This window comes from Vibrio sp. CUB2, assembly GCF_001557945.1.
Lineage (GTDB): Bacteria > Pseudomonadota > Gammaproteobacteria > Enterobacterales > Vibrionaceae > Vibrio > Vibrio owensii.
The window spans coordinates 168,335-181,041 of sequence record NZ_LNRB01000010.1 but is presented as its reverse complement, the minus strand read 5'-3'; the positions used below and the strand labels follow the sequence as shown (position 1 = coordinate 181,041).

At 45.4% G+C, this 12,707-nt stretch carries 13 protein-coding genes; 6 read left to right on the top strand and 7 right to left on the bottom strand.

Going from position 1 to position 12,707, the window contains the following annotated elements:
• Nucleotides 1-63: 63 nt before the first annotated feature.
• Nucleotides 64-420 (bottom strand): hypothetical protein, encoded by a 357-nt coding sequence (locus ATB78_RS17450; protein WP_009704179.1) that lies wholly within the window; start codon nt 418-420, stop codon nt 64-66.
• A gap of 576 nt (nt 421-996) precedes the next feature.
• On the opposite strand from ATB78_RS17450, the gene ATB78_RS17445 reads away from it, so the two are divergent.
• A complete protein-coding gene (locus tag ATB78_RS17445) occupies nt 997-2,229 on the top strand; it encodes an OFA family MFS transporter (RefSeq protein ID WP_009704178.1) in 1,233 nt (410 codons plus the stop codon).
• A gap of 95 nt (nt 2,230-2,324) precedes the next feature.
• Nucleotides 2,325-3,950, top strand: a complete 1,626-nt coding sequence (locus ATB78_RS17440; RefSeq protein ID WP_061009498.1) for a VRR-NUC domain-containing protein — start codon at nt 2,325-2,327, stop codon at nt 3,948-3,950.
• Here the strand turns inward: ATB78_RS17440 and ATB78_RS17435 are convergent.
• The gene (locus tag ATB78_RS17435; RefSeq protein WP_061009496.1) at nt 3,947-5,020 is read right to left on the bottom strand and encodes a HEAT repeat domain-containing protein; all 1,074 of its coding nucleotides are present in this window, start codon (nt 5,018-5,020) and stop codon (nt 3,947-3,949) included. The genes ATB78_RS17440 and ATB78_RS17435 overlap by 4 nt on opposite strands.
• 10 nt (nt 5,021-5,030) lie before the next feature.
• Nucleotides 5,031-6,353, bottom strand: a complete 1,323-nt coding sequence (locus ATB78_RS17430; protein WP_061009494.1) for an anaerobic sulfatase maturase — start codon at nt 6,351-6,353, stop codon at nt 5,031-5,033.
• A 176-nt stretch (nt 6,354-6,529) separates the two neighbouring features.
• Here ATB78_RS17430 and ATB78_RS17425 point away from each other — a divergent pair, with 176 nt between their 5' ends.
• The 4 genes from ATB78_RS17425 (at nt 6,530) to ATB78_RS17410 (ending at nt 9,610) form a co-directional block, all read left to right on the top strand.
• Nucleotides 6,530-7,318 carry an SUMF1/EgtB/PvdO family nonheme iron enzyme gene (locus tag ATB78_RS17425; RefSeq protein WP_061009492.1) on the top strand — a complete coding sequence of 263 codons (789 nt, stop codon included), beginning with the start codon at nt 6,530-6,532 and terminating at the stop codon, nt 7,316-7,318.
• Between the two features lie 172 nt (nt 7,319-7,490).
• Nucleotides 7,491-8,471: an HAD family hydrolase gene (locus ATB78_RS17420; RefSeq protein ID WP_061009490.1), complete on the top strand. Its 981-nt coding sequence runs from the start codon at nt 7,491-7,493 to the stop codon at nt 8,469-8,471.
• Between the two features lie 138 nt (nt 8,472-8,609).
• On the top strand, nt 8,610-9,257 hold the full coding sequence (locus ATB78_RS17415; protein ID WP_061009489.1) for an AcfA family outer membrane beta-barrel protein: 648 nt from the start codon (nt 8,610-8,612) through the stop codon (nt 9,255-9,257).
• Between the two features lie 17 nt (nt 9,258-9,274).
• Nucleotides 9,275-9,610 (top strand): NirD/YgiW/YdeI family stress tolerance protein, encoded by a 336-nt coding sequence (locus tag ATB78_RS17410; RefSeq protein WP_061009487.1) that lies wholly within the window; start codon nt 9,275-9,277, stop codon nt 9,608-9,610.
• Nucleotides 9,611-9,675: 65 nt separating this feature from the next.
• Here the strand turns inward: ATB78_RS17410 and yegS are convergent, their stop codons facing one another.
• From yegS to ATB78_RS17390, 4 genes are all read right to left on the bottom strand, one after another.
• Nucleotides 9,676-10,578, bottom strand: coding sequence for a lipid kinase YegS (yegS, locus tag ATB78_RS17405; protein WP_061009485.1), 903 nt, complete (start codon nt 10,576-10,578; stop codon nt 9,676-9,678).
• Nucleotides 10,579-10,590: 12 nt separating this feature from the next.
• Nucleotides 10,591-11,493, bottom strand: coding sequence for a LysR family transcriptional regulator (locus ATB78_RS17400; RefSeq protein ID WP_005437729.1), 903 nt, complete (start codon nt 11,491-11,493; stop codon nt 10,591-10,593).
• 139 nt (nt 11,494-11,632) lie between these two features.
• Nucleotides 11,633-12,058 carry a bifunctional diaminohydroxyphosphoribosylaminopyrimidine deaminase/5-amino-6-(5-phosphoribosylamino)uracil reductase RibD gene (locus ATB78_RS17395; RefSeq protein WP_061009578.1) on the bottom strand — a complete coding sequence of 142 codons (426 nt, stop codon included), beginning with the start codon at nt 12,056-12,058 and terminating at the stop codon, nt 11,633-11,635.
• A gap of 207 nt (nt 12,059-12,265) precedes the next feature.
• Complete coding sequence (locus tag ATB78_RS17390; protein ID WP_005431788.1) at nt 12,266-12,703, bottom strand: F0F1 ATP synthase subunit epsilon; 438 nt, start codon at nt 12,701-12,703, stop codon at nt 12,266-12,268.
• Between the last annotated feature and the right edge of the window lie 4 nt (nt 12,704-12,707).

The window sequence follows — 12,707 nt, the reverse complement described above, 5'->3', positions numbered from 1 at the left end:
ACAGAAAGCAAAACGCCAGCGATAATCGCTGGCGTTTTTGTGTTCATCAATTGATTACTTTGATTAAGCCGCTTTGAAGCGCTCAGGAATCTTGGTGATGCTTTGACGGTAGCTGAACCATAGGTAGGTTACTGCTAGTGAGAAGAACAAGTAAGACAAAGCAAATACGATTGGAGACGTAATCAGCTCAGCTGACATACCCCACATCACACCGACCACAGTAATCGTCAATTTAGACAACATGCCACAGATCAGTAAGAACAAAGCAAGCTGTGGGAAACGCGAACTACGGAATGCGAAGAAGTAGCAGCTACCTACTGCAAGCGATGCAATAGAAAGACCTAGCATGAATGAATGGATGTGATCTGCTGATGCGACACCTGCAGAAACAGAAGCCATAAGTAATAGGAACAATTTCATAAGTCACCTCACTACAAGTAGAGAAAAGCATCCTTTCATTAATGAAAACTCATTTTGCGCCCTATTTTGCTTATCTATTTAGCAATTACAAGCACATTTTTTGCTCACTTTGTGTTCAATCCTCCCTTTTGAATCTAGTTATTACAAGCGGTTAACATTCTAGAATTTATAAACCCTTTAGATCCTGCACTTACAAAAAGCAGTCTCTATTTTGGCCACTTTTGTTACAGAACATTAACACTTAAACATTTTGAAACTTTTTGCTTAAACTGTGAGCCAAACACCCATGTTCTAGCTATCAACCTTGTTTCACTTAGGTTCTCACTACCAAACCAAAGCTTCTTTACGTTAGATCAACATTTTCTTCATATATAAAACGCTCTCATTACAATCATTTTTAATGTTTCAAATTATTTTTAGCCACAGGGGTAAAAAGAGATTCCAATCACACATTTATTGGTTATAATCCGCGCTCATTACGTTATGTGTTGAAAAACGCAAACTTATTTTGAGTAAACCCTATCTTTAAACCGACCCCTCTTTGCTATCTGCCAAGAGGTATTACTGAGAACAAAAATGAGCAAGATTGATAAAGCTATGCGCATCCTGTTAGCAGGATTCTGTATCAACCTTTGTCTTGGCATCCTGTATGCTTGGAGTGTATTCAACAAAGCACTAGTGACTGAGTCAGGCTGGAGCGCAGCAGAAGCATCTGCACCTTACGCGACTGCAACTATTACTTTCTCTATCTGTCTTCTTGTTGCAGGTATTCTTCAAGACCGTATGGGTCCACGTTTGATCCTAATCCTAGGTACTGTTCTAACAGGTCTAGGCATGATCGCGTCTGGTTTTGTTAACTCACCACTAATGCTGAACATCACTTTCGGTGTAATCACTGGTGCAGGTATCGGTTTTGGTTACGCGTGTCTTTCTCCTTCAGCAATGAAGTGGTTCCACGCATCTAAGAAAGGTATGGTTAACGGCATCATCGCAGCAGGTTTCGGTCTAGCAGCTATCTACCTAGCTCCTGTGACTTCTGCACTGATCGACAGCATGGGCATCCAAACGAGCTTCCTAGTTCTTGGTGTTGGTATCCTTGCTATCGCTGTTCCTCTAGCAGCAACAATCAACAACCCACCAGCGGATTACACGCCAGCGGAGCCTAAAGTAAAAGAAGGTCAAGCACCTAAGGTTGTGAAGAAGTCTGACGACCTAACTTGGAAAGCAATGCTTAAAACGCCACAGTTCTACTCTCTATGGATCATGTACGCGTTCGCAGCTTCTGTTGGTCTTATGATCATCGGTAACATCACAACTATCGCAAGCGTTCAAGCGAACCTACCAAACGCGGTTTACCTAGCGTCTATCCTTGCGGTATTTAACTCAGGCGGTCGTGTAGCAGCAGGTATGCTTGCAGACAAGATCGGTGGCGTACGTACTCTTCTTCTAGCGTTCGTTCTACAGGGCATCAACATGGTTCTGTTCGCAACGTTCAAAACTGAGTTCACGCTAATCATCGGTACAGCAATCGCAGCAGTAGGTTACGGTACGCTTCTAGCAGTATTCCCTACTCTAACGGCTGAATTCTACGGTCTGAAGAACTACGGTACTAACTACGGCGTGCTTTACACAGCATGGGGTATCGGTGGTGCAATCGGTGCAGCTGTTGTTGGTTTCTCTATGACTAACGGTGACGGCTACGGTCTTGCTTACACTATCTCAGCAGTAATGATGGCAGTGTGTATCGTACTAGCGTTCATCACTAAGCCACTGACTGAAGCGAAAGTAGCACAACTGAAAAACGCTTAATCGACAGTCCAGTTCTATTTATCTAATAGATCTGCAGAAATTGATTCGAAAAAGGCTTAACCTATGGGTTAAGCCTTTTTTATTGTTAGTTGGTTATGGAAAACACCGTCGAACTCGCGCCAGATTACTATCTCGATAACTTCTTCAAGCTCACACAGCACGCTACCGAGTGGTACAGCGACTTACTTGGCCAAGATGAACATCAATGGCTATCCGCATTTGGTAGCTTAAACAAGCCTGCACAGTGCCTTCTCGTACGTCTTTACAGCCGTAAAGGGTGCTGGTTTCGTAGCGACAAACTCAACTATCAAGAAATTGAGAATATCCAGTCGGCTTTGGATGAATTGGCAAGTTTTGATTTTGTCTCGCTCTCCCCTGACCTAACGATAAAGGAATTAGCGGCGAATCTACTGACCAAGCCAGAGATCGTCACGCTCTATCCTGAACATCCTAAATCCCTCAAGAAAGAGGCGTTAATAGCATGCCTGAGTGAAGAGCGTTTCGAGCTATTTGATGCTCTGGGTTTCACAGTGATTAAGCTTAACTCCGCACACATGATTGATGTTTTGCTGACGCTGTTTTTTGCGAATACCCATCAAGACCTTAGCCAGTTCGTGCTTGATGACTTAGGCTTACACCAATTCGAACAATACCAGTTAAGTAAAGCGCGTCGATTCTTTGAGAGCAGAAAGCAAATCGATCGTCTTATTGAACTAAGCCAACTCTCCAACCTTTATTGGCAATGCGACAGAAAACAAAAAGCGAACCTCGATATTCTTATCGAAGCGATGCCAGAACAAGTTGAACATCGCTACGTCGATCGTAAACGCGAGCACATGATTAACGACACTGCCCGTGATTACGAGCGCATAAACGAGCTTGAGATTGCAATTTCGTTGTTTGAGACGACCACACTCGCGCCAAGCCGAGAGCGTCGTGCTCGCATATACGACAAGCTAGAACAAAACGATTTATTTAGTGACATTGTCACGGAGATGCTCACCCACCCTATTGATGTCTCTGAGTTTGAGGTGGCACAGAAGCTCGAACAACGCGTTAAACGTAAACAAGGCTTGAAAGTCCCGAGAGCCACCAAGCCCAAATGCAGCGAATACCACATCGAATTGGATCTATCCAAGCAACGTGTGGAGTTGGCAACCAAAGCGCATTTCGAAAGTTTAGGTTGGACCGTCTTCTATTCCGAGAATACCCTACTCAACAGCTTATTAGGATTAACTTTGTGGGATGCGATTTTTGCGCCAATAGAAGGCGCATTCATTAACGCATATCAACATCGACCATTGGATTTGTATCACGCCGATTTTGCCGATAAAAGAAAGCAGCTTATCGGCAATGCGCTTGAGCAAGTTCAACAAGGGAATACACAGGCGTTGTTTGATACATATAGAGATAAAGTTGGGATCAGTAATCCCTTCGTCAGTTGGGCATACGTGAACGAAGAGCTCATATCCCTCGCACTTGAACACATCCCTAATGACCTGTTGGCCGAACTGTTTAACGTGCAGTTAAGCGACCTAAAACTCTATCGAAACGGTATGCCGGATTTGATTGCATTTAAAAATGGGAAGTTTGAGTGGATTGAAGTGAAAGGTCCGGGCGATAAACTCCAAGATAACCAATGGCGTTGGATCAAGGAGTTCAATCGCCTCAATGTGCCGTTCTCAGTCTGTTATGTAACGACAGAGCCAAAAGAGCTTTAACGGTTTACTTTAGCGTTCTTCTGCCCTTTCTTCTCTTTCAATTGATCAATCACGTAGCTTGGTGCGACTTTCTCTAATTCGCCCAAGCACTCATCTGTTTTCGGGTTGTCGTAACGAACATAAATGTCGCAAACCGCATAAAGCTGTTCCGGCGCACCAGAGATCAAATACGCTTGCTCAAAAGACTTCACCGATTTGTCTAGGTTGTAGTCTTCTTGCAGTACGCCATTGAGATACCAGTAGTAGCTGTTATCTTTCGCCATGTTGGCCGCTTTTTCGATTTCTGTCGCTGCATTCTTCTTCTCATCCAAACGCACCAGCGTCAGCGCTTTCGAGTAATGCAAAGACGCATTATCAGGATGAAGTTTGATCGCAGAATCCAGCGTCTTGACCGCATCGGCATCGCGTTGCTGCGCTCGGTAGTTGTCGGCCAAGCTTAGCCAGATTTGTGGATTTTCAGGCTGATTGGTCACTAAAGCTTGATAGATTTTATCTGCTTTATCCCATTCATGGTGCCAACGATAGACATCCGCTAATAACAGTTTGGAGCCGTCATCTTTCTTGTGCTCTAAGTAGCTGATCAGTTCAGCAACCGGGGCTTCAAGCGTTTGCTGTTGCTCGCTGCTCACGTTAGAAAAGTCACGCACTAAGTTGGTCGCAGCAGTAATGCGAACCATGGCCTCAGGGTCACTCAACAGTGGCTCAATCATGCGCCAGCGATGTTCAATCGTGTAAGGTTCTGCTCCGACAATCGCGGCCTCACGAATCGCTGGGTCTCGGTCTTGAAGACTGCGTGCAACTGCCACCAGCGCGTTTTGACTTGGATATTTTGCCAACTCATGCAACGCTTCAATGCGCTTTTCTACTGGTTGTTTCACGTCTTGTGCTTGATAAGACCACTTCGCAACCACTTGCTGTGGCGACATCTGTGCTGAATGGGTTTCCTCAGCACTTGTCACGCTCGCAGAAGAAACTTGGTCAGGTGCCAGCAAGGTTTCATCCTGCGCGGCAACAGATTGGCTTGCGGTGATACCTAAAGCGACAGCTAATAACGTTTTTGAGAATGTCATATCAATCCCCTTAAAATTTGGTTTCGAATACAGGACGCTTCGCCGCTTGTTGGCGTAACACTGCATCACTGTATTTGCCATGTGCCACAGGGTTACCCGTTGCACGAAGAATGTATGCCATTGCCTTATCAGCATGAGAGAAGAACTTTTTCCAACCTGCACACAGGTAGTTCAACCCAGGTTCACCGTCTTTAGTGCGAATGAAACGGTTTTTCGGACACTCGCCGTAGCAAGCAAATTGGTAATCACACTGTTGGCATTGCTTGGTTAGCGAGCGAGTCTTGGCAAAACCGAACTTTTGCTGCTCAGGACCATACGCCAAGGTGTCTAATTTTTCGTGGTGGATGTTGCCAATCTTGTATTCTGGGTAAACGTAATGGTCACAAGCGAAAACATCACCGTTTGGTTCCATTGCCAAGCCTTTGCCGCAAATCTCGCCCAGTGTACAAAGTGGGTTTTTACGCCCCATCCAAGTCTCTACACTCGCTTCAAAGTACTGAACAAACACCTTGCCAATGTCGTGCTGAATCCACTCATCAAAAATCGCGATAAGGAAGTTACCCCACGCCTCGTCTGCCACACACCATGGCTCAACCACAGAGTCTTTGTGACCAGGAATAAGACGCTTGTCGCCTTGTTTCAGCTGCTCTTGCGGCTCCCATGTTTGAGGTGCAGTAGTACGGAACGTTTTCTGTTCTACGATGGGAATAAACTGCATTTGCGGAGAACGCACTTCATCACGTAGGAACCGGTACACCTCAAGAGGATTGCGGCTGGTTAGATTGTTTACACAAGTCAGCGTTGCAAACTTCACTTCATGTTTGTGCAGCAGTTCAACAGCCTTCATCACTTGGTTAAACGTGCCACGGCCTGCGCGGTTGGTTCGGTAAGCGTTGTGCATCATTTCTGGCCCGTCGATACTAAAACCAACCAAGAAGTTATTTGCTTTTAGAAATGCACACCAATCGTCGTTGAGCAACGTGCCATTGGTTTGTAAGTCGTTTGAAATGACCACGCCTTCAGGCTTGTACTTAGATTGAAACTCTACAATCTTTTTAAAGTAATCCAAGCCCAACATCGTTGGTTCACCACCCTGCCAAGAGAAGATGATTTCCGGCGTGTTCTGTCCTTCAATGTACTGACGAATGTAGGTTTCTAACGTCTCTTCATCCATCACAGGCGTGCAGCCTTTTTTGTACTCAAGTAAGTCCTGTTTGCTGAGGTAATAACAGTAAGTGCAATCAATGTTACAAGCCGCCCCAATAGGCTTTGCCATGACATGTAAACGCTTAGAGGCTTTACCGTTGAACTGAGGACCTTGAGTAATGTGCATACGTCACCTTTTTCGTTATGAAATGCAGCTGAGAACGCTCATAAGCGTGCCATTCTCACCTTGATGACCTAATCATAAATCCCATTAATACAAGAGGCTTGTTATACCGTTTATAACCTTTTTTCATAGCGTTTATTGCTAATATTTATCGTGACTTTTTTGGCGAGAAACTATTGATGAAATCATTTAAAAGCAAATCGTTAACCGCACTTTCCATTCTATCATTCAGCGTACTAATGAGTGGTTGTGCGACTCAATCACCGCACCCTATCGCGCTCAACATTGATCAAGACATGGTGTTGGTTGAAGGCGGTTCATTTGTCATGGGATCGGACAGCGACTCCGCCAAGAAGGCAGAAACCCCAGCACGCGAAGTAAAGGTAGACGGCTTCTACATTTCCAAATTTGAGGTCACTCAAGAATTGTTTGAATCTGTCATGGGTTCTTCAATGAGTTACTTCCAAGGTGCAGACATCCCGGTTAACAACTTGAGCTGGCAGCAGGCGAATTACTTCATCGAGAGGTTGAACGAACTGACCGGTGAAAACTACCGCTTACCGACAGAAGCGGAATGGGAGTTTGCTGCAAAAGGTGGTAACAAGAGCCAAGGTTTCACTTACGCAGGCTCAAACAACATTGCTGATGTGGCGTGGTATGCCGACAACTCCAAAAACCAAGCTCACCCCGTAGGTCAAAAACAACCTAATGAACTTGGTCTGTATGACATGACAGGTAACGTTGGTGAGTTCGTGTTCGACGCGTATGACGATACTTTCTACCGCTATGGCCCAACCGAGAATCCAAACAACGCTAAAGATGAAAAAGCCGGCCTAGCACACAAGTCCGTGCGAGGCGGTAGCTTTGCCTATGATTCTGATGAATCAGAGAATTTCCGTCGAGATTTCGCAAGCCAGTCTATAATTATGTCGGACATGGGACTTCGCCTTGCTAAAGATGCTGATTAAGCACGATTACGCATGAGAAGCGACGTTACTGCCCCTTTGCGCATTCTTACCAATTAACACGTCTCTTGGTTAGGGAAATGGTTAGGGAAAGAGGCTAAATCCACGTTGTTCTCATTTACATTTCACCTCAAATGTATACAAACAATACATTCAAACTTAGGTAAATAATAATATGAAGAAACACATCTGTGCCCTTGCAGTCTTATCTGGTTTATCGTTCTCAGCGATGGCTCTAGATTGCGACCCAAGCTTGCTGCCTTCTTGGAAAGATGGAGCAAGTAAGACCGCCATCGTAAACTACGTTGACCAATCTTTGGATACAACGAAATCGACATTCATCCCTGAGCAAGACCGTATTGCCGTGTTCGATAACGACGGCACGTTATGGTCAGAGAAGCCTTTCTACTTCCAGCTAGCCTATGCGCTAGACGAAGTGAAGGTCATGGCAAAAGACCACCCAGAATGGAAGACGCAAGAGCCGTTCAAATCAGTATTGAACGATGACATCGAAGGCGTCTTTAAGGGCGGTGAAAAAGCACTGCTTGAGATCGTTAAAGTCACACACAGCGGCATGACGGTTGAAGAATACCAAGAGAAGGTCGCACAGTGGCTAAAAGCTGCAAAAGATCCACGTTTTGGTAAGGCGTATACCGAACTGACTTACAAACCAATGCGTGAAATGGTGACCTATCTGCAAGAGCACGGCTTTAAGACTTACATCGTCTCTGGTGGCGGCGTGGACTTTATGCGTGTTTGGGCACCAGAAGTGTACGGCATCCCTGAAGAACAAATCATTGGTAGCGCACTAAAATACAAGTACGACTACAACGACGGTAAGCCAACCGTGACTAAATTAGGTGAAATCCTAACGATTGATGACAAAGCCGGTAAAGTGGAAAACATTCAACACATCATCGGTAAGAAACCTGTTCTCGCAATTGGTAACTCAGACGGTGACCACGCGATGATGCAGTGGGCAACCAGTCAGCCAAACTCGATGGCGATGATCGTTCACCACACCGATGAAGATCGCGAGTGGAAATACGACCGTAAATCCAGTGTGGGTCATTTAGATAAAGCAATGGATGAAGCCAATCAGCGTGATAACTGGCACCTCATTGACATGAAAAATGAGTGGTGCACGGTGTATTAACCATACCTTTGCAACTGACAAACTCCTCCTTAGTGAGGAGTTTTTTTATTAATTTTCAAACGTTAGTCTTTTCTTCACGAACACTTCACGACTCTTCACACAAAATGCCTCCCATCGAAACGAAGAGGTAAATATATAATGAAAAAAACAGTCCTGACGATTCTCGCAGCAAGCTCATTTTCGGTTGCAGCAGCACCTTACGTGGGTTTGGAATACGGATTCGGCACCACAGATCACGATTTTGAACCATCTTTTCAAGCTGACGGTGTGAATCTGAACCCTGAATTGGAAGACGGTATTTTTGGTGGCTTCATTGGCTACTCTATCAATGATTCTTGGGCTGTAGAACTGGGTTATAACCAATTTGATCTTGATGATGGTCGTTCCAAAAATCTTGGAATTGTCGATATCAAGGGTCAAAAATACCATCATGAAATGGATTGGGACGCTTCAATCAAAGCCAAACAAATTACGTTAGCGCCTGTGTTTAGCTATGCGTTAAACGAAAAGTGGACAACAAGAGTTAAAGCAGGTTTGACTTACACTCAGTACGAATCCAAAGCAAGCAAATCAGAAGAACATGAGCTTGTTATGAATGACGACGTCGAAATGAACAACACCTTGTTCCACCGTTCTGAAAAAAATAATGAGCTCGGTGCAATGCTATCTATAGGTGCGGAATACAAAATCTTCCCTCAATTGACCATCGGTGCAAACGCGAAGTACCAACTTGATAGCTACGCAAACACAGCATCAATCAACGTAGGTTCTACTTACTATTTCTAAATTAGGAAGCCATTAGCATGAAAAAACTGATTCTTGTGTCAATGCTCGCCCTACTTTCAGGCTCAGCATTGGCTGCCTTTACCGGTCCTGAAACCGCTGCAATCAATACCGTCAAAGAAGCACAAAAAGCGGCTGATGACAGCTATGTGTTGTTAACGGGTAACATTGTGCAAGCGTTGGGCAATGAGACTTACCTATTTAAAGACAACACAGGTGAAATCCAAGTGGAGATCGACAACGAAGACTGGATGGGGCAAGACGTGTCACCAAAAGATCAAGTTGCTATCCGTGGTGAAGTGGATTCGGAATGGACGAAAACTCAAATTGAAGTCGATACCATTCAGAAACTTTAAGCACTAGCGATTATCCCTTGTTCCAATTAAGCAAAAGCCACCGTCAGCGGTGGCTTTTCGTTTTCCTAGTGAACACTCAAGCAAGGGCAATGTGGCGGAAGCACCAAGCGAATGCTTCGTGGTTTGACATCAAATCGAATCTTATTAGAACGGTAAGGCTCGCCGTCTAAGTTCAATGGTAGCGTTTTAGGAAAATCAATCTCCAACCAACTCGCCTGAGTATGCTTAACAAACTGCCCAGTCTCGGTTGGGTTTTGAATTTCATCAATCACTTGAGGTAGCTCATGGGGCAAGAATGGATGCACCAAAGTAATGTCCATTAAACCATCATCAATAAGCGCGTTTGGCGCGAGCTCTTGTCCGCCGCCAGCTAAGCGACTATTACAAAACGCGCCAACGAGGATTTCTCCCTGATAACTGCCCTGTTCTATCGTCAACGAGCCATCATAAGGTTTAAAGCCTAGCGCTTTTACTAGTCCTGTTAATGTGTAAGCGCCACCACCTAAAAAGTTCTTCAGCTCTACGGGCGTCTCTGCGGTAATCTCTGCACCAAAACCTGCTGCTGCAATGTTCATAAAATAACGGTCGTTGGCTTGAACGCTATCTACCGCAACGGCGTCACCATTAACCGCGAGCTCGATGGACTCTCGAATCGTAGTTGGGATTTTTGTTGCAGTCGCAAAATCATTCGCCGTCCCCATTGGGATAATGGCCAATTCAGGCCGAGCATTCGCGTCAATCTGGTTGAGCGCTGTGACTGCTTCATTCACAGTTCCATCACCACCCGCGACAACAATACGTCTAATGCCTTCATGGACCGCTTCTTTAACTAAGCGCCCCATGTCTGCAGATTCCCAAGTCACACGAACTTGCAAATCTACACCCTGCTCTCGCATTCGCATGATCTCGTTGCGAAGTTCAGGGGTTCCGGCTTTCTTACCGTTTAGAATGGCACGTATTGTCTTCATGCTCGCTCCTCGTTATCGAATCGTTTTACCCGCTTGTTTTAACTGAGCTCTTAGCCATTGATGCGCGCTTTCATTACTGCGGCTAGAGTGCCAAATTGCACAAAGGTCATGCACACTGTCATTGAACGGCAACGGCACGGCTTTGATGTCATAGGTTTTTGAGAAGTGTTCGATGGTCGACAGTGGCAACATTCCAATGTATTCACTGCCGTTGATCACTGGCAACATTTCCATTGCACCGGCCGCGCGATACACAATGTTGCGGCTCGCCAAATCTTCAATGTCTTCACCCGTTAACAAACTATTGCGAGCGTGCCAACGAGATACAACAACGTGTTCTTCCGCCAAGAATTGCTCAACTGAACAAGAATCTTGAATGCGCGGGTGCTCAGAGCTGCATACCACCATCAATCGCTCAGAAAAGATAGGGTCCATTTTTAATACCGTTCGCCCACGCGGCGGCAAATCAATGATCAAATCGTATCTTTGTAAACGTAAGTCGCTTTCGTAATCTTCGGTAAACAGCGGATGCACTTCTAACCCGATATTAGGGGCTTGCTCGCGAATTTGACGCATCAGTTGTGGCATCAACTCATAACTCGCTACAGATACACAGGCGATCGAAAAAATGCGGTTAGAAACTTTAGGATCGAAACTGCTAGAAGCGGAAAGCGTAGAGGTGAAGTTTTTTAACGCAGCAACCATTGCGGGATAGATATCCATCGCAAAGCTGGTTGGCTCGACGCCAGAAGTACTTCGGTGGAAAAGTGGTTCATCGTAGATATCACGCAGACGAGCCAGTGCTTTGCTCACCGCAGGTTGGCTGATATCAAGACGAGCAGCGGCCTTAGACAGGTTCTGCTCTTCGTAAATCGCCACAAAAATTGGGATAAGGTTTAAATCGGTGCTCTTCATTTTGCAAACATAAAACAGGACATGGTCTTATTTTAGCTAACAGTATGATAGTTAACGACTCAGAACACCGGATTTGAGCGTCTATGCATGTTTTCGCGAGTTTTAACCTTGCATTGACGAAGAATATTCTGAAAATCGCTCAGGATTTTCCTAGGTAAGGGGTTAAAAAGGCACTCACCTCTTCTCCACACAAACCAATTTCTACTTCTACGCCGCCTTCTTTTAGGATGTCGATACCACGACCAGCGTTACGTGGGTCAGGATCTAACATGGCAACCACCACTTTTTTGATGCCGTAAGTCACTAAGGTTTTTGCGCAAGCAGGTGTACGTCCAACAAACGAACACGGCTCTAGTGTTACGTACGCGGTCACGTCACTTAAATCGCCGTTGTAAGCCTTGAGAGCTTCAACTTCTGCATGATTGCCGCCAATCGCTTGTGTATGCCCTTCTGACACGATTTCACCGTCTTTTACCAGCACGCAACCGACAGGTGGGTTTGGTTGACAAGCAGGCAGCGCGTTGCGTGACACTTCCAACGCACGAAGCATAAATTGTTGGCTCATTTGGATCTGATACTCGTTATTCAAAATTTGGGTGATGGATTCTAACGCCAGCATGCTTTCCTCGCTATATAAAAGTGTTTGCAAAACTCTTACGTTTGGCCTCTCCAAACAAATCAATCCCTTTATGATTTTCACAAAAAATAAAACGGGGCGAACCGAAGTTGCCCCGTTGATTACCACTCTTCAGACCGCATTCCGAAAAAGTGACTAACGAATTCTCATCGTTAGTTCTACTGCACGAAGTTGCGCCAATGCCTTGTTCAACTCCATGTGTGCCTGTGCAAAGCTGATGTCGTCCACATGCGCGCGAATGTTTTCTTCCGCCGCTCTGCGAGCTTCTTCCGCCCTTGCTTTGTCGATGTCTTTACCATGAAGCGCAGTATCCGCTAGCACAGTAACCACATCGGGCTGGACTTCGACCAAACCACCAGAGACATACAGAATCTCTTCAGGCTTCGACAAGTCACCGGTAATACGAGCAACACCCGGCTTGATTTTACTGATCAGCGGTGAGTGACCAGGACGAATACCTAACTCACCATCCGCACCTGCTACCGCGATAGCGTGTGCCGGACCTGAGTAAAGTGTGCCCTCTGCACTTACCACATTCAGCTGAAACGTATTTTGTGAAACCGCTATGGCCATATTG